Source organism: Pannonibacter carbonis, from assembly GCF_003012935.1.
Classification (GTDB): domain Bacteria; phylum Pseudomonadota; class Alphaproteobacteria; order Rhizobiales; family Stappiaceae; genus Pannonibacter; species Pannonibacter carbonis.
Genome location: NZ_PUDR01000005.1, coordinates 107,616 through 125,101, shown reverse-complemented (window position 1 = coordinate 125,101; position 17,486 = coordinate 107,616). Strand labels below are relative to the sequence as shown.

Here is a 17,486-nt window from a genome sequence, read left to right as displayed (position 1 = left end):
GAGACGCGGGCGTTTCCTTGTGTCCTGACCCTCACTCCGCCGGTCGGGCGGGCGTGCTGCTCCAGGGCAGGACAACTTCATTGCCCACATCAGGGGCGTGCGGCACCAGTCGAGACAGGCCGAGGCTGGAAACCGCCATGCCGGCACCGACAAGGAATACGGCAGCGGGTGACACCAGCCACAACAGGCCGAAGGCGACCGGGATAAACACCGCTGCGATGTGGTTGATTGTGAAGGCGACGCCGGCGGTCGGGGCGATGTCGGCGGGGTCGGCGATTTTCTGGAAATAGGTCTTCATGGCGATGGCGATGGCAAAGAACATGTGATCGATCACATAAAGGGCCGCCGCCACGGATGCGTTCGTCACAAAGGCATAGCCGACGAAGACCAGGAACAGACCGCCATATTCGATCGCCATGGCGCGCCGCTCTCCGATACGCACGATCATCTGGCCGATCTTCGGGGCGATCAGCATGTTGACCGCGCCGTTGATCAGGAACAGCCCGGCGACTTCGTGCACGTCGTAGCCGAAGCGCTCGACCATCAGGAATCCGGCAAAGACAGTGAAAATCTGCCGCCGGGCGCCGGCCATGAAGGTTAGCGCGTAGTAAAGCCAGTATCGCTTGCGCAGGATCAGTTTCTTGTGCTGGGGCACGCCTTCGCGGAACTTCGGAAAGATAAAGATCAGGGCCGCCAGGGCGATCAGCGTGGTGATGCCAGAGACCAGGAAGACGGTCTCGAAAGTCAGGCCGAACGTCTTCCATCCCAGCAAGATGAGAGAATAGGCGATCAACTGGGCAAAAGCGCCAACAGCCAGGATCTTGCCCATGCCTGCTGCTGCCGTCTGCTTCGGCAACCACTGCAGCGCAAGTGATTGCGCCATGGTCTCATAATAGTGGAAGCCGATCGACATGATCAGCGTCGTTACATAGAATCCGAAGGCGGTCGGGAAGTAGCCCGTGACCGCAACGCCAATGCCCAGGCAGGCGAGCGAAAGATAGGCCAGCGTCTGTTCGCGCATCAGCAGCAACAGATACACCGCCGTGAAGGCCAGAAACCCCGGGATCTCGCGGATCGACTGCTGGATGCCGATTTCCTTGCCGGTGAACAGCAGTTCCTGCACGGCGAAATTGTTGACGAGGTTCCACCAGCCAGCGAAGGATAGTTGCATTGCGCCGGCCATCACCATCAACAGGACGAGCGGCGACCGCCAGCCGGTGGCGGTCATCGGGTCTGCTGCGCGGGTGAAGTAGCTCATCGGCTTGTCCGTTGCATTCGGGCGACCTGTCATGCGGCCGCATTTCAGGAACCGTACGGTACGGTTCTTGGTTGGATGCCCTCTTATACGCGTCTTGCGCCCTTGCGTGTTAGCGCCGTTTTGTCATCATATGTCGCTGAGTTGCCAAAGGAGCCGTCGCATGGCCATTCATCCGGAACTGCACCAGTCACCGGGCGGGCCACTTCTGTCGCCGATCTATGCCTACACGACACAGGAGACGGCTGGTGAGGTGACGCTGCTGCATTGTCACGACGCGGCGCAGTTGTTTCACGTCGTGCGCGGATCCCTCGCCATCGACACGGAGCGCGGCACCTTTTTCGTTCCGCCGGAACGGGCCGTCTGGATTCCGCCGCGCTTTGCCCATGAGACGCGATACCTAACCCAGTCCGAGGTCCGGTATCTCTACATCCGCAGGGATGCGGCGGCCCAGTTGCCGCAGGAGCCCCGGATCCTGCAGATGACGCTGCTGCTGCGGGAACTGATCCTTGCCTATATGTCCTATCCGCGCGCGGAAACGGCGGGGGGGGCAGCAGCACGGTTGGGTGCGGTCATTCTCGACCAGCTTGACCTGCTGCCAGCGCAAGGGCTGGAACTGCCGATGCCGGCCGAGGGACGGTTGCGGCAGCTCTGCGAGGCGATTGCCCGGGATCCCGGCACCGTGCCACAGCTGCCCGAGGCGGCAGCCGCCTGTGCCTTGTCGGTTCGCTCCTTCGAGCGGCGAGTGCAGGGGGAGACGGGCCTGTCCTACCGCAGTTGGTGCCGGCAGGCGAAACTGTTCCGCGCCCTGGAGTTGCTTGCCTCCGGCGCGCGGGTCTCCGATGTGGCCGATCACCTCGGCTACGAGGGGCCAAGCGCGTTTGTCGCAACCTTCCGCAAGGCGTTCGGAGTTACACCGGGGCGATATTTCAATCCCTTGCCGAGGTCTTGATCCATCTCAACGTCATGTCCCCTTCAGAATGCGAGGTTGCCTGCCGAACGACCTTAGAGGAGGGATTGATGTTCAAGATGATTATCGTGCCGGTGGATCCGGGTGAGCCGAAGTTCTCTGCCCCGGCCATCGAGGCGGCCAGCCGTTTTGCCCGCGATTACGGCAGCAGCCTTCGCCTCGTTGCCGTCCTGGCGCATTCGCAGGGCTTTGTCGCCAGCTATCTTCCGGCGGACTTTGAGGAAAAGGCCATCTCCGACACCCGCGCGATGCTGGATGACTTGGCGCACGGCCTCGGCCTGCCCAAGGACAAGATCGCAGTCAGTGTCCGCATCGGGTCAATCTATCATGAGGTGATCGAGGAGGCGAGAGACGCCGAAGCCGATCTGATCGTGATGGAATCCCATCGCCCCGATCTGTCGACCTATCTGCTCGGCTCCAACGCCGCCAAGATCGTGCGTCACTCGACCTGTTCGGTCATGGTGTTGCGGCCCTCGAAGTAAGGGCCCGTCAAGCGGCAGGGGCTGATGCATCTGCCGCTTGTGATCTCTGCCGGGGCCTTCAGCGGGCGAGATCGCGCATGGCGTCCGTCAGGCCTTCCAGCGTCAGGCCATACATCCGCCCGCCCATCAGCTCGCGCATCATGCGGATGGAGTGGGTGTAGTCCCAGTGCTGCTCCGGCACCGGGTTCAGCCAGGCCGCGCGGTGATAGATGTTCAGCACCCGCTGCATCCAGGCGCTGCCCGGCTCCTCGTTCCAGTGTTCCACCGAGCCGCCGGGATAGGCGATCTCGTAGGGGCTCATCGAGGCGTCGCCGACGAAGATTACCTTGTAGTCGGCAGGATACTTGTGCAGCACATCCATGGTCGGCAGCCGCTCGGAATGGCGGCGGCGGTTTTCCTTCCACACATGCTCGTAAAGGCAATTGTGGAAGTAGAAATGCTCCATCACCTTGAACTCGGAGCGTGCCGCTGAAAACAGTTCCTCGCAGACGCGGATGTGGTCGTCCATCGAGCCGCCGATGTCGAAGAACAGCAGCACTTTCACCGCGTTGCGCCGCTCGGGTCGCATCTTGACGTCCAGCATGCCCCTGTGCGCGGTCGAGCGGATCGTGTCATCGAGATCCAGTTCGTCGGCGGCGCCGGTGCGTGCAAACTTCCGCAGCCGCTTCAGGGCAACCTTAATGTTGCGCGTGCCGATTTCGACGCTGTCGTCGAGATCCTTGAACTCGCGCTGGTCCCAGACCTTGACCGCGCGGCGATGCCGGCTTTCCTTCTGGCCGATGCGCACGCCTTCCGGATTGTAGCCGTAAGCACCAAAGGGAGATGTCCCGGCCGTGCCGATCCACTTGTTGCCGCCCTGATGGCGCTCCTTCTGTTCTTCGAGCCGCTGCTTCAGCGTTTCCATCAGCTTCTCGAAGCCGCCGAGGCTTTTGATAAGGGCTTTTTCTTCTTCGCTGAGGTGCTTCTCGGCCAGCTTGCGCAGCCAGTCTTCCGGGATCTCTGCCCCCGGGGCCTCGCTCATCAGGTCGAGCCCCTTGAAGACATGCCCGAACACCCGGTCGAAGCGGTCGAGATGGCTCTCGTCCTTCACCAGCGCCGTGCGGGACAGATAATAGAAGTCCTCGACCCGTCGGCCGGCGAGGTCAAGCTCCAGCGCCCGCATCAGGTCCAGGTACTCACGCAGGGAAACCGGAACGCCGGCCCCCTTCAACTCGGTGAAGAAGGTGATGAACATGGGCAGAAGGTAGGCGGGCCTGGCCACCTTGTCGAGAGGCAGGCCCACTTCACCGCATCAGCCACCGCTGTCGCCGGGCGTGAGATCCGGATGGAGCTTCCGGCCCAGGATGTGGGTGCTCTGGCCGATGACATGATGCGCTGCGCCGACGATCAGCGGATCGGGCGCTCCGACTATATGCGGGTCCTTGTCCGGATAGGGCAGGGCACTGAGAAAATGATCCATGCAGTTCAGCCGGGCGCGCTTCTTGTCATCGGATTTCACGATGGTCCAGGGCGCATCGGCGGTGTCGGTGTAGAAGAACATCGCCTCCTTGGCCTCGGTGTAGTCGTCCCATTTGTCGAGGGAGGCAAGGTCGATGGGAGACAGCTTCCACTGCTTCAGCGGATCGGTCTGGCGTTCCATGAACCGTTTGCGCTGTTCGTCCTGGGTGACCGAGAACCAGTATTTGAACAGCCGGACCCCGTCGCGCACCAGCATACGCTCGAACTCCGGGCACTGGCGCATGAATTCGAGATACTGGCTGGCGGTGCAGAAGCCCATGACGCGCTCGACGCCGGCCCGGTTGTACCAAGAACGGTCGAACAGCACCATTTCACCTGCGGAGGGAAGGTGCTGGATATAGCGCTGGAAGTACCACTGCGTTGCCTCGCGCTCGGTCGGCTTCTGCAGAGCAACCACCGTCGCGCCGCGCGGATTGAGGTGTTCCATGAAGCGCTTGATGGTGCCGCCCTTGCCGGCAGCGTCACGGCCTTCGAACAGGATGATCACCCGTTGGCCGGTTTCCTTGATCCAGCGCTGCGCCTTCAGCAACTCAGCCTGCAGCTTCGCCTTGCGCTTTTCATATGGGGCCGCGCGCATCCGCGTGGCGTAGGGGTATTCACCGCTCTCGAAGATCTGGTGGATCGTCGCCGGGTCGTGCCGTTTCTCTGCAACGCTGGCACGATGTACGGATGGTGCCGGAGCCGTCTCAGTGGCGACGGTGGCAGAACCAGACGCCGGCGCCGTGGACGCGGGGACTTCTGCTATTGTTCCGGTCTCCGGCTCCGGTGCCGCAGCAGTCGGGGCAGGCGCTGCGGTCTTGCGTTGGCGGCTGGTCGTGCGCGGGCGGGCCACGCCGCCTCCTGCCGCCGCTCCACTGGATGCGTTGTCTTCGTCTGCCATGCCGGTCCTCCCGCTTCCTGTCTTCCGTTGAGGAAAGCTTAGCAGGCAAACGCAAACAAGCCCTTGATCAAAATCACATGGCTGCACATCCAGCGGGCCAGATGGCGCGCGGTCAGGCGCTGCTCTCATCCTTGGGGATGGACCGTGTCAGTTCGGCCAGGAAATCCTGGATGCGGGGGCCTTTCGTGCCGATGAAAGGGGCGGGGCGGCAGACATCGGTCGCTGCCACCCCGATCCGGGCTGTCAGCAGTCCGTTGATCACACCTTCGCCAAGGCGTGCGGAGAGGCGGGCGGCCAGTCCATGGCCAAGAAACTGCGATATGAGGCTGTCCCCCGCGGCCATTCCGCCCGTGACAGCCAGATGTCCAGCCACTTCCCTGGCAAGGCGGATGAAGCCAATGGTGCCGGGGCGTCCGCCATAGAGCGCCGAGAGGCGGCGGATGATGCGAATGTTCTCGGCCAGCACCACGATCAGGTCGAGGGCGGCACGCGGGCTGACAGCAGTGATCAGCGAGACGCGCTTGGCGCTGTCGGTGACGATCCGCCGGGCGGCGGCATCCAGCGGGGCCAGCAACTCCCGTTCAGCGAGCAGGATCAGGTCACGGCCGTCAATGACTTCCGCCATATGCGCCTTCATGGCGGCGCGCCCGCGCGCCGTCTCGGGGCGGTCTTTGTAGAGCCCGATCAACTCGGTGATGGCGGCCTTGGCCGCCTTGGTGTCGTCAGCCTCGGCTGCTGCGCCCATCGCGTCGCGTAGCCGGTCAATGCGGCGCAGCCGGGCGAGGCCGGCTAGTTCCCGGATGATCAGGCCCGCCAGACCGAGAACGGCCAGGGCAACGAGGGCGAGCCCCAGCCAGCCGAGCCAGTCGGTGCGGGCAAAGAGGTCCCGGATCAGGCTGTCGATGGCAAGGCCCATGGCCAGGCTGACGAGGCCACCAAGGCCGGCCAGGAACCAGCGGCCGAACCGGACGCTGGGGGCAGAGCGAACCGGGCTTGCCGCATTGTCCTCAGGCTCCGCCGCAGCCGGAATGATCCTTGCCTCATTGCGCAGCGGGGTTCCGAGCGTTCCATCCTCGAAGCGGACATTGGCATCGTCGAGCCGGAAGGCAGTCGGGCGTCGCGGCGTGCGGGTGTCTTCGCTCATGCGAGCCTGTCTCCGATCAGGAAGTTGATGGCGCGGTCGAGGCGGATATGCGGCAACGACAGGGTCAGCCCCTCCGCTGTTCTCTCAAGGGCCGGCGGCCGGAACCGAACAAAGCGGAGCCCGGCCTGGCCTTTTTCCTTCTCCTGAAGCCGCTGAAGTTCCGATTCAGAATCAACGGCTGCAGGTGATGATTCTGATTCAACGGTTTGAAAAAGTGAGTCCGCTTCTTCCGGCAAGTCCCCGGGAAACATGGCGATTTCCGTCCGGCCATCGTATTTGTCGCCATTCACAGCCTCACCCGGCAACGGCGTGCCAAGGATGGCCGGAAGGTCTTCGCCCGCGTGACGGACGGTCGCCTCACGTGTCGCGCGAACGGCGGCCAGGGCCAGGACTTCGACCTCGGCACCGCGAAACTGGGCATGTTCGATACCGCGTGCCACCAGCCGGCGCAGGATGGCTTCCAGGCGGTCATGATCGTCCCGGTGCAGGTGGTCGGCCTTTGTCGCGGCAAACAGGATCCGGTCGATCCGCCTTGTGAGAATAGATGACAGCCAACTCGACCGGCCCGGGCGGAACGAGGTCAGCACCTGCCCCAGTGCAGTCTCCAGATCGCGCAAGGCTGCCGGTCCCGCGTTCAAAGCCTGCAGCGCATCCACCAGCACGATCTGCCGGTCGAGCCGGGCAAAATGGTCGTGGAAGAACGGCCGTATCACATGCTTCTTGTAGGCCTCGAAGCGTCGCTCCATCATGGCCAGCAGACTGCCGGGACCTGCCGGGCCGGGATGACCGCTCAGATCCAGCGGTGCAAATGTCAGTGCCGGCGAGCCGTCCAGGTCACCGGGCATCAGGAACCGCCCCGGTGGCAACATCGACAAGGCATGTTCGTCGGTGCGGCAGGCGGCCAGGTATCCCGTGAAAGCGCGGGCGAGAGCCCGGGCGTCAGTCTCGTTTTCCGGGGTGGCCGGGTCTGTTGCCTGAAGTGCGGTCAGATAGTCTTGCGCCAGAGCCGTCCGGCCGGGGGCTCTCGCCAGGCGCAGGGCCTCATCCGAGAAGCTGCGAAAGTCCTTGGACAGCAGCGGCAGGTCGAGAAGCCATTCGCCCGGATAGTCGACGATGTCGAGATGCAGCTTTCCGCGCCCCAAGGTCCGCGTCAGGAACGAAGCCGATTCATATTCGACCGTGAGCCGTAGCTCGGACACCTGCCTGGTCGACTGCGGCCAGACCCTCTCATTCACCAGCGCGGCAACATGGGCTTCGTAGTCGAAGCGCGGCACCGCATCATCGGGCTGCGGCTGCAGCGATGTCGCGGAGATCCGCCGCCCGGCAGCCGCATCGAACAGCGGCAGGCGGCCACCATGCAACAGATTGTGCACGAGCGCCGTGATGAACACAGTCTTGCCGGCGCGGGCAAGGCCGGTGACACCGATCCTGAGGCTGGGCACGCCGAGATCGCCTGCCGTGCCGGTCAGGTTTTCCAGGGCCAGCAGGGCCTCATCGGCGAGGGAGGAGAGTTTCATCGAAGCATCCTTGTCAGGACTTCGATGTAGGAAGCCGCAGCTCCGGCTGCAACGCCGACCATTTCCGGTTTCACATCAGGTCCCGCGGCCGGACAAACCGGACAAGCCGTCCGCTCGCCGGCTGCAGTCCGGAAAAGTCCTCGCACGGCAGATTTATTTCGGCGAGACCGGCCGTCGGAAATTTTTCGGCCAACGCATGCATGGCGTCCGCGTCACCATCGACTACCAACTCACGCGCGGTGTCATGGATGGCCGGATTATGCGCTATCAGCATCAGGGTTTGAGCGCCACCGCCATGAGTGCGCAGGAGGTCGACGTAGTCGCTCTCGGAGGCATCATAGATCTCGCGCAGCAGGCGGATCTCGCAGGATCCGCGCAAAACCGGCAACAAGGCCTGCAACGTCAGGCGCGTGCGCAGGGCCGTGGAGCACAGGATCAGGTCGGGCGTCAATCGTTCCGCATCGATCCAGGCGGCCATGCGCTGCGCCGCGTCCTCGCCACGCGGAGCGAGCCATCGGTCGTGGTCGTGGACCTCCGGATTGCTCCAGTCGGACTTGGCGTGGCGATAAAGGATCAGTCTGGGCATGGCACACTCCCGTTGCTGTCTGAATTTCTAGCAGATCCCCCTCCGCACGGTATAGCCAATGCTTTGGCGTGACGATTTGCGACGAAACCTGATGTGTTCAGCTCATTCTTCGAGCTGGATCTGTTCTAGTTTTACAGTTCCTTGAAAATTAATTCAGCCAGACAGTGTTCTTCCGGAGTATCGACGTTGTATAGTTAATTCTTAAAATTTAAATTTGCCTATGCGTTAGTTTTGCTTTTCTGTTGCGGGTGTCAGCCGGATTGAATAGGACCAGTGTGGGTGAGGCGAATGGTGGGGGTGTCGTGTCCATTCCACATGCGCATGTCGCATCATACTACCGTGCGATCCGGTCTGCTGACGATACCGCCTTCATCGGTCTCGATGGCCGGGCGCATGCCGAGATCTGTGTCATCGGCGGTGGTCTTGCCGGACTGACCACAGCGTTCGAGCTTGCCCGTCAGGGGCGGCGCGTTGTCCTTATTGAGGCGGATCGGATTGGCTGGGGTGCGTCGGGGCGCAATGCCGGATTTGTCTCCTGCGGCTTTGCCGAAAGCATCGATGCGGTCGAGACCCGGGTTGGACCGGCCAATGCCCGGGCCCTGTTCGACCTGTCCCGCCTGGGCGTCCAGTATGTCGCCGAAACCATCATTGCAAGCGACCGGCGTGACATTGTTGCCGGTCGCGGTGCGCTCAGCCTGTCTCGCCGGCCCGAACTCAAGGCCCTGCAGCAGCGCCAGACAAAAATGGCGGAGAACTACGGTTGCAAGCTGGATCTGTGGTCCCGCGACAAGGTCGCGTCGATGCTGGCGACGTCGACTTACTTCGACGCGCTGCATGACCCGTCCGCGTTTCAAATCGATCCGCTGGCCTATACGGCACTGATGAGCGACCGCTGCCGGGCCGCCGGGGTATGGATCTTCGAGGCCAGTCCAGTGCACCGGATCGCCGATGTCGGCGCCGGCTGGCGTGTCGAGACGGACCGGGGCGTCGTCCACTGCGAGCAGGTGGTTCTGGCGACCAGCGCCTATGGTGTTCTCAATCATACCTATCGACCGGTGGACCGTGCTGTCCTGCCCGTTGCCACCTATGTCATCACCAGCGAACCATTTGGCGAGCGGCTGCGCGAGACGATCGCTTTCCGGGGCGCGCTGTCAGACAGGCGCAGGGCAGGGGATTACTATCGCGTCGTCGGGGGCGACCGGCTGCTGTGGGGTGGACGCATCACAACCCGGCGGGCAGAATCGGGCCGGCTGGCGGATATGCTCAAGGCCGACATTCGGCGCATCTATCCGCAGCTCGGTGATTTTCAGGTGGACTTCGCCTGGTCCGGGCTGATGGGCTATGCCCGCCACAAGATGCCGCTCATCGGCATGATCCGGCGCGGGCTCTGGGTTGCCACGGCCTTTGGCGGACATGGTCTCAACACAACCGCGATGGCCGGACAGTTGATCGCCTCGGCCATTGCAGATCAGGATGATCGCTGGCGTCTGTTTGCACCCTTCGAGGCGACCTGGGGTGGCGGTTTTGCCGGCCGCATCGCCGCCCAGCTTGAATATTGGCGCATGCAAGTGCTCGACCGGGCCGGGGAATGGCGGCATCGCCGTGGTTCGGCTGCCGGATCTTCGACCGTTTCCCCGAAACGGCCGGTTACCTCAGACGCGCCAACTGCTCCGTGATTTCCTGAAAGGCCGGTTCCAGCAGGGTTTCGTGCTCTGGCAAGCTGTAGGAAATCCAGAGCGAATAGTCGGAAGAGCGGCCAGTCAGGTGCCAAAAGCTTTCCAGAAGGGCTCGCTTGTCGGTGCCACCCGTCCGGAAGGTAATGCCCTGCTCGGCGACGCCGCTGAGGCGCAACAGGGCATAGCCGGCTTTCTGATAGGCATCGGCAAAGCGCCTTGCCTCATCCCGCCCCGTTTCCGGCGCATGCTGCCGGACAACCAGTTGCATGCCCCGTTCGGAGGTATAGATGCAGCCGGCAAGGCGGGTCCGGGCGGCGGCCAGCACCTTGGTCCGGGTCAGGTCTCCAAGCCGGTTGGGGCAACTCAGCCCGGAAAAATGGCGCATGCCAAGCGCATCATTGACCCAGCCGGCTTCGTATTCGCTCTGCACCTTTGGGGCTGCCGTCTGCGCAAGCGCTGATGTCGGCTGCAACAGGCCTGACACGATCAGGCAGGCGGCGAGCCAGGCAGGGGCGGTGAGGCGACACGGGTGTTGCATGGTTCAGCGTTGCTCGCGCCGTGTCATGAATGCAAGCCGCTCGAACAGATGCACATCCTGCTCGTTCTTGAGCAGTGCCCCGTGCAGGGGCGGAATCAAGTGCTTGGGGTCCCTTTCCCTTAGCACCGAAGGATCGATATCCTCGTTGAGCAGCAGCTTGATCCAGTCGAGCAGTTCCGAGGTGGAAGGTTTCTTCTTGAGCCCTGCCACATCGCGGATGTCATAGAACAGCGACAGGGCTTCGCGCAGCAGTCGGTCCTTGAGACCTGGAAAATGCACGGCGACGATTTCGGCCATGGTCTCCCGGTCGGGGAACTTGATGTAGTGAAAGAAGCATCGACGCAGGAATGCGTCGGGCAGGTCCTTCTCGTTGTTCGAGGTGATGATCACAACCGGCCTTTGCCGGGCTTTCACCAGTTCGCCGGTCTCGTAGACATGGAACTCCATCCGGTCGAGTTCCTGCAGCAGGTCATTGGGAAACTCGATGTCGGCCTTATCGATCTCGTCGATCAAGAGGACTGGCCGGACGTCGCTGGCAAAGGCATCCCAGAGCTTGCCCTTGCGGATGTAGTTGCGGATGTCCTTGACCCTCTCGTCGCCAAGCTGGCTGTCGCGAAGGCGCGACACGGCGTCATACTCATAAAGTCCCTGCTGCGCCTTGGTGGTCGACTTGACATGCCATTCGAGCAGGGGCGCACCCAAGGCTGCAGCCACCTCGTGGGCCAGAACGGTCTTGCCGGTCCCCGGTTCGCCCTTGACCAGCAGCGGCCGCTCCAGAGTGACCGCCGCGTTGACCGCAACCCGGAGGTCTTCGGTGGCAATATAACTCGTCGTCCCATTGAATCGCATCTGCGCGTCGGCTCCATCTGGTTTTGCGCCGGAGAGTAGGGCCGGGGACTGGGGCGTGCAAGTCTTGCCCGGCCTTGCTGCACACGGCGTGTTTTTCCCGGTGCCCCGGCAGCTTTTGCCGTGGCCCGGCAGGAATGCTCCCATGATGCCAAGCCGCAGTTCATGCGGGGTTCTGGCCTTTTTCAATTAATTCAATGATTTAAATTGTTTTCCCCGATTGGCACGCCGTTTGCGAGGAAGGTGCAGGGCCATTCCTGTTTTATTGAGTCCAAGAGGAAGCGGAATGAGTATTTACGGGGCAATCAATGCGGCGACTTCCGGCCTTACGGCTCAGTCGAAGGCGCTTGAGAACATTTCGGGCAACGTCGCCAACTCACAGACGATCGGCTACAAGCGCCTTGACACCACCTTTGCCGACCTTGTGTCGAGTGGTGGTGCAGTGCAGGGCAAGCAGGTCGCTGGCACCACGCTGGCAACGTCGCGCGCAACCAACACGGTCTCGGGTGCCATCGTTGCGTCCCAGGTCGACACCTATCTGGCAATTAACGGCAAAGGCTACTTTGTCGTTACCAAGGCTGCCGATGTCATTGATGGCCAGACGACCTTTGCAGATGCCGAGTATTACTCGCGTGCCGGCGACTTCGAGCTGGACGAGAACGGCTACCTGGTCAACAGCGCAGGTTACTTCCTCAAGGGGTTCCAGCTCGATCCCTTGACGGGCAATGCCGTGGGTGACAACGCCACTGTCATCCAGATATCCAAGAAGCCGATGGCTGCCAAGGCGACGTCCGAAATCCGCTATCAGGCCAACCTTCCGACTTATCCGCTGACAAAGAACGCAGACAAGACGGTGCCGGGCAGCCAGTATCTTGATACTTCGGGCGCTATTACCGCGACATCAAATATCACCAATGCGGATCTCCAGGACTTCCTGGATTCGTCTATCTCCGGTCAGTCCATCACGTCTTATGATCAGAATGGTGCGCCGTTGAACGTCGAGGTTCGTTGGGCGCAAACCGGACCGAACACCTGGAACGCCTATTACTCGGCTGGTCTGAATGCTGCGACCGCAGCGCCTGCGGATGTGATGTGGAACCTGATCGGCGAGGCGACCTTCACGGCGGCTGGGAAGATGGACGTCTTGACGCCGCAGGCTCCCAACACACTGGCGCCTGGTGGCGCAGGATTCGTGATCGATAACCTGACGGTTGGCGGCGTAAATGCTGGCAACATTCAGTTCTCCTTCAAAAACGATGCGCTCACCCAATATGCTGATCCCAAGGGTCTTGCCTCATCTGTTGCATTGAACCAGGACGGTTATGCAGCTGGTCAGGTCGTTGGCGTGACCATCGACGCGGCTGGTCGTGTGACTGCCTCTTATTCAAATCAGCAGCAGCTGGCGATTTACGAGATCCCGATCGCGACTTTCAGCGCCGAGCATAATCTGCGTCGCGTCGATGGTGCTGCATTTGCTGCGACGCCTTTGTCCGGTGTGCCGGTCTATGGAGAGGGTGGCTCGGTGCTGTCCAACAGCTACGAGGCATCCAATGCGGATATCGCAGCCGAGTTCGCCAAGTTGATCATCACTCAGCAAGCCTATTCGGCCAATTCCAAGGTCGTTACCTCTGCCGACGAAATGCTGAACAGCGCTCTCAACATGATCCGCTGACGCGGGAAACGTGAATGGTGAGGGCGGCTGCTCCGGCCGCCCCACCGAAAGGTAAGGGTCCGGAGGCGCATATGAGTTTGACGTCTGCCCTCAACACCGCCTTGTTCGGCCTGACTCACAATCAGCGTCAGATCGATGTGACGGCTGCAAACATTGCCAACGCCAACACCGCAGGCTATACGGCCAAGCGCGTCGAGGCGAATGTCTATTTTGACAAGCACGGCAATGTTTCCGGTTTGCTGACCAGCAACATTCGGCGCGATATTGATCGGGCAATCCAGGGTAACTACTGGGACAGCCTTGCCCAGACCGCTTTTGCCAATACTAGGCACGCCTATACCAGTGAGATCGACCGGACGATCGGGTCTCTCGGAGACTCGTCATCGTTGCCCTCGTTGATGTCCAAGTTGAACACCAATTTGGCCAGTCTCGTAAGTGCGCCAGACAGTTATGCCGCGCGCCAGGAGTTTCTCGGCACTGCCGATCTTCTCGCTCGTCGCTTGAATTCGACCTACGAAGACCTGCAGAACATGCGAACACGCGCCGACAGCGCGATTGGCAATCAGGTCGGTGAAGTCAATCAGTTGCTCGCGCGGATCCAGGAAATCGACAAGGAAATCCAGTCGGCCAAGCTGACGGGCATGCCGGGCGTTGATCTGTACGATCAGCGGGATCGTTATCTTGAGCAGATATCGAGCTACCTTGATGTGTCTGTCTCGTTCGACAACAACGGCTTCACGCGGATCAACACCTATTCCGGACAGATCCTTTACAGCGATGGTCAGGCCGCCAAACTGGAGTTCAGGCCGACCGGAACCTTGAAGCCGGGGCAGGACGGCAACACGATTACGGTCGTGACACCCGGTGGGACGCCCTACGATCTTGTTTCGGCCTCTCGCTCCGGATCCATGATGGCGCTTGTCAATCTGCGGGACGAGACGCTGACGGAGGCTCAGGCCCAGCTTGATGAATTGGCTTCCCAGTTGTCGCTCGCCTTCTCGAACGTGAATGTTGCGAGCACGGAGACGACAGTGGGACCCGAGACCGGGTTCACCCTCGATATTGCCGGCTTGCAGGCAGGGAACACGGTGTCGCTGTCCTATGTCGACAGTGGTGGAACGACGCGGAATGTCAGCTTTGTTGCAGTGAAGGATCCGGCACTGTTGCCCTTGGCCGCGTCCACCACGGCCAGGCCCGACGATATTGTCTTCGGCATTGATATCTCGAGCGGGACACCTGCGAACTATATCGCGCAGATCGCGACGGCCCTGATCGGCTCCAATCTCGCTGTAGCAGATGACGGAACGGGCAAGCTGCGTGTTTTGGGAGATTCGGGTACCAACACCGTTGCCAAGTCCCTGTCTGCCAATGTCACCACGACGGCCTCCTCCAACCAGGGGCTGGGGCTTGCGGTGTTCGTGGACGGTCGCAACGGCCAGGAGCTTTATACGGGGGCACTGGAGAACGGTGGCCAGCGGACCGGGTTCGCGCGCTCCATTTCGCTCGACCTGACTTTGAAGTCCGACAGTTCCAAGCTGGTCAATTACCAGACGACGCCGACGACGAACTCACCAAAGGACTCCTCGCGGCCGCAGTACCTGCTTGATGCGCTGAGCAAGACCAACTTTTCCTTCGATGCTTCGATGGGAATCGGGACGGAAGGGGACCCGTTCAAAGGGACAGTGATGGGATTCGTCAACCAGCTTGTTTCCTATCAGGGTGAGCAGGCTGAGACCGCGAAGCAAACATCAAGTGCCCGAACGACGTTAACTCAAAATCTCGCTATCCGATACGAAGAAGACTACAAGGTTGATATGGATGCTGAGCTTGGATTTCTGATCCAGTTACAGAATGCATACTCGGCGAATGCGCGCGTGATGCAGGCTACGCGTGAAATGTTTGATGTTCTCCTGAACTCTGTCTAGAGGTTCGTATGGCTATCGGGTCCATCACTTCGTCACGCGGGTATCTGACCCAGCAGTTGACGACGCTCAGCAGGACGCTGACGGAAAAGACCGGCCAACTGGCGACAGGCAAGGTCGCAACCACCTATGGCGGTGTCGGCAATCAGCGCGGGCTTGATCTGGAACTCACCCAGAAGGTGAAGCGGATCGAGGCCTATCAGGAAACGATCACGATGAGCCGTCTGCATATCAAGACGCTCAACATCAATCTTGACCGCCTTGAAAAGTTACGGATCCAGGCAAAAGATGCCATGGATATCAATAACTTCGAGCTCCAGGCTGATGGTCAGACCTCGACCCAGGCAACGGCAGAAATCCTGCTGACGGAAGCGATCAGCCTTCTGAACTCTGAGGTTGGCGGGCACTATCTGTTTGGTGGCAGTGATTCCAGCACCAATCCCGTTCGTCAGATGAAGGAGATTCTCGACGGCGTTGACGGCAAGGCCGGGTTGAAGCAGGTGCTGTCCGAGTTCTGGCAAGCCAATCGTGGGGCAAGCGAACTGGGCCGGTTGGACATGTCGGCATTGACGACAACGCTGGACGGCTTCGGTGCCCCCTTGACGTCCTCTTTCACGGTGACAGAGGATGGTGCGCATAACTTCGGCTTTGATATCAAGGCTGTGACATCAGATCTTAGCAATCTTACCCTGACCGCGCCGACGGGTGTCGATCCGGACAGTTTTGGCGTGGAGTTTACCGGGCAACCTTTGCCTGGCCAGAAAATCACCCTTGAACTCGCATTACCTCCGGCTGGCGAGCGGACGACAAAGATCGAGTTGACGTCGGCTGTAAGCGGTAACACGAAGAATACCTTCCTCATTGGTGCTGATCTGGCCGAGACCGCTGCGAACCTGCGCACGGCAGTTACCGACGCCCTCAAGGAAGAAGCGAGCACAACCTTGCGCGCTGCCTCCGATGAATGGGCGGCGAGTTCCTTCTTTGACAGCTTTGGTGGCAATCCGCCAATGCGGGTGAATGGCCCTCCCTTTGACACGGCCACATCGTTGATGGATGGTTCGGCGACGACCACGTCCTGGTACATCGGCGAAAACACGCCCACCAGTGATCCCAGGCAGGACAAAATAGCGGCTGTCGATGACAATCTGCGCCTTGGCTACGGCGTTCGCGCCAATGAGCAGGGACTGACCGACGTGATCAAGTCACTCTCGACATTCATCGCTGGCGACTTTTCTGGCAACACGTCCACGGACGAAAAATACTACACCGCGCTCGCCGACAGGATGAAGGCAACCATCCAGCCGCAAGGGACGGCCCGGTCCGGCATTGTCGACATAACGACTGAGGTGGCCATCGCCTTCCGGTCGATCGAATACACCGCTGAACGCCACACTGTGCTGAAGTCCGGTTATCAGGGCACCATCGCGGATATCGAAGGTGTCGACAAGGAAACCCTTGCGGTTGAGATCCTGCAACTCCAGACCATGCTGGAAGCCTCCTACAGGGCATCCGCGATTGCCATGAAGATGTCGCTGGCCGATTATCTCTGACGCATACTCTGAAGCCCATAGAAATCAGAAAGGCCGCGCGATCAGATCGCAGCGGCCTTTCAGTGTCTGGATGTCGCGATCGGTATCAGGTCGCAGCGGCCGGTTGGGCGCGTAGGCCTTCCGCAATGCTGCGGTTGATCGAAATCAGCGTGTTCAGCTTTTCCGGCTGCGGGTCGATCAGGATGTCCATTGTGTGGCGGAAGATGAACACGCCGAGCGTGGCAATGTTGTCCTTGATCGGTTGCGGCAGCGGATTTTCCGGGTTGGTGACTGAAGTCACCAGAATGGTCCAGAGCTTGCGGTTGTAGGTCAGAGCCTCGTCCTTTTCGGCGAAGGAGGTCTCGTCCCACTCGTCCTTGACAAGCTGCAGTCTAGCGGCCGCCTTCATCAGGATCGTCGCTTCCAGTTCCCGCGGGGAAACGGCGACCTGGCTCGTTTTCTGATAAGCCTGTGCTGCCTGCTTGTACATGACTGATAAGCGTCCTCTCGTACTCGATAAGCTTCTTTGCTTCCTTCAGAGCCTTGTAGAAGGCACCTCCCAGGATCGAGTTACTCACCTTTGTAACATAAGGAATGGTACTCGGCGCTGCCCGGATAATGTCGTTGACCAGTGTAAAGTAGTCGTCCTTAATTTTCTCTATATCGGCCGAAAGATACATCAACTGCACAGCAAGATAGATCCGCTTGGCGGGCGTGTCTGCCGTAGCTGGAGTCAGGATATCCTTCTCGCGGAGAATTGGCGCCTGGCCTTCTATGAAGAGCCGCGTGCGCTGGTTGTCATTGGTAATGACGCTGTCGCCAACGATGATCCTCTCGCCTGGCTTCAACTCTACCTTGAGCGCCATGACCAGCCCCCCACAGTCCAGTTTGGTTCACAACCATTAACCAAATGGTTAACGACGCCCATGCGATCTTTAACGTTTCGACGTA

At 60.7% G+C, this 17,486-nt stretch carries 16 protein-coding genes; 6 read left to right on the top strand and 10 right to left on the bottom strand.

The window, feature by feature from the left end:
• Positions 1 to 31 precede the first annotated feature (31 nt).
• A complete protein-coding gene (locus tag C8348_RS08945; protein ID WP_106753139.1) occupies positions 32 to 1,258 on the bottom strand; it encodes an MFS transporter in 1,227 nt (408 codons plus the stop codon).
• A gap of 160 nt (positions 1,259 to 1,418) precedes the next feature.
• Here C8348_RS08945 and C8348_RS08940 point away from each other — a divergent pair, with 160 nt between their 5' ends.
• Both C8348_RS08940 and C8348_RS08935 read left to right on the top strand, forming a co-directional pair.
• Positions 1,419 to 2,207, top strand: a complete 789-nt coding sequence (locus C8348_RS08940) for an AraC family transcriptional regulator (RefSeq protein WP_106752980.1) — start codon at positions 1,419 to 1,421, stop codon at positions 2,205 to 2,207.
• 68 nt (positions 2,208 to 2,275) lie between these two features.
• Positions 2,276 to 2,707 (top strand): universal stress protein, encoded by a 432-nt coding sequence (locus tag C8348_RS08935; protein WP_106752979.1) that lies wholly within the window; start codon positions 2,276 to 2,278, stop codon positions 2,705 to 2,707.
• Positions 2,708 to 2,765: 58 nt separating this feature from the next.
• Here C8348_RS08935 and C8348_RS08930 read toward each other — a convergent pair whose 3' ends face one another.
• From C8348_RS08930 to C8348_RS08910, 5 genes are all read right to left on the bottom strand, one after another.
• Complete coding sequence (locus C8348_RS08930) at positions 2,766 to 3,941, bottom strand: vWA domain-containing protein (protein WP_106753138.1); 1,176 nt, start codon at positions 3,939 to 3,941, stop codon at positions 2,766 to 2,768.
• 57 nt (positions 3,942 to 3,998) lie between these two features.
• Positions 3,999 to 5,105: a polyphosphate kinase 2 gene (ppk2, locus tag C8348_RS08925; protein ID WP_208983668.1), complete on the bottom strand. Its 1,107-nt coding sequence runs from the start codon at positions 5,103 to 5,105 to the stop codon at positions 3,999 to 4,001.
• A gap of 112 nt (positions 5,106 to 5,217) precedes the next feature.
• Positions 5,218 to 6,249: a YcjF family protein gene (locus C8348_RS08920; RefSeq protein ID WP_106752978.1), complete on the bottom strand. Its 1,032-nt coding sequence runs from the start codon at positions 6,247 to 6,249 to the stop codon at positions 5,218 to 5,220.
• Positions 6,246 to 7,766: a YcjX family GTP-binding protein gene (locus C8348_RS08915; RefSeq protein WP_106752977.1), complete on the bottom strand. Its 1,521-nt coding sequence runs from the start codon at positions 7,764 to 7,766 to the stop codon at positions 6,246 to 6,248. The genes C8348_RS08920 and C8348_RS08915 overlap by 4 nt, the downstream gene beginning before the upstream one ends.
• A gap of 70 nt (positions 7,767 to 7,836) precedes the next feature.
• Positions 7,837 to 8,352, bottom strand: coding sequence for a SixA phosphatase family protein (locus tag C8348_RS08910; RefSeq protein ID WP_106752976.1), 516 nt, complete (start codon positions 8,350 to 8,352; stop codon positions 7,837 to 7,839).
• Between the two features lie 302 nt (positions 8,353 to 8,654).
• On the opposite strand from C8348_RS08910, the gene C8348_RS08905 reads away from it, so the two are divergent.
• The gene (locus C8348_RS08905) at positions 8,655 to 10,028 is read left to right on the top strand and encodes an NAD(P)/FAD-dependent oxidoreductase (RefSeq protein ID WP_157950410.1); all 1,374 of its coding nucleotides are present in this window, start codon (positions 8,655 to 8,657) and stop codon (positions 10,026 to 10,028) included.
• Here the strand turns inward: C8348_RS08905 and C8348_RS08900 are convergent.
• A complete protein-coding gene (locus tag C8348_RS08900; RefSeq protein WP_106752974.1) occupies positions 10,000 to 10,566 on the bottom strand; it encodes a hypothetical protein in 567 nt (188 codons plus the stop codon). The two genes, C8348_RS08905 and C8348_RS08900, sit on opposite strands and share 29 nt — an antisense overlap.
• Positions 10,567 to 10,569: 3 nt before the next feature.
• Positions 10,570 to 11,415, bottom strand: a complete 846-nt coding sequence (locus C8348_RS08895; protein ID WP_106752973.1) for an AAA family ATPase — start codon at positions 11,413 to 11,415, stop codon at positions 10,570 to 10,572.
• Between the two features lie 217 nt (positions 11,416 to 11,632).
• Between C8348_RS08895 and C8348_RS08890 the strand changes: the two genes are divergently transcribed.
• The 3 genes from C8348_RS08890 to C8348_RS08880 all read left to right on the top strand — a co-directional run bounded on the left by C8348_RS08890 (position 11,633) and on the right by C8348_RS08880 (position 16,556).
• The gene (locus tag C8348_RS08890; protein WP_208983667.1) at positions 11,633 to 13,084 is read left to right on the top strand and encodes a flagellar hook protein FlgE; all 1,452 of its coding nucleotides are present in this window, start codon (positions 11,633 to 11,635) and stop codon (positions 13,082 to 13,084) included.
• A gap of 71 nt (positions 13,085 to 13,155) precedes the next feature.
• On the top strand, positions 13,156 to 15,009 hold the full coding sequence (gene flgK, locus C8348_RS08885) for a flagellar hook-associated protein FlgK (protein WP_106752971.1): 1,854 nt from the start codon (positions 13,156 to 13,158) through the stop codon (positions 15,007 to 15,009).
• Positions 15,010 to 15,017: 8 nt separating this feature from the next.
• Complete coding sequence (locus C8348_RS08880) at positions 15,018 to 16,556, top strand: flagellar protein (RefSeq protein ID WP_106752970.1); 1,539 nt, start codon at positions 15,018 to 15,020, stop codon at positions 16,554 to 16,556.
• 85 nt (positions 16,557 to 16,641) lie between these two features.
• Here C8348_RS08880 and flaF read toward each other — a convergent pair whose 3' ends face one another.
• Complete coding sequence (gene flaF, locus C8348_RS08875; RefSeq protein ID WP_106752969.1) at positions 16,642 to 17,025, bottom strand: flagellar biosynthesis regulator FlaF; 384 nt, start codon at positions 17,023 to 17,025, stop codon at positions 16,642 to 16,644.
• A complete protein-coding gene (gene flbT, locus C8348_RS08870) occupies positions 16,928 to 17,401 on the bottom strand; it encodes a flagellar biosynthesis repressor FlbT (RefSeq protein WP_106752968.1) in 474 nt (157 codons plus the stop codon). Before flbT ends, flaF begins: the two co-directional genes overlap by 98 nt.
• Between the last annotated feature and the right edge of the window lie 85 nt (positions 17,402 to 17,486).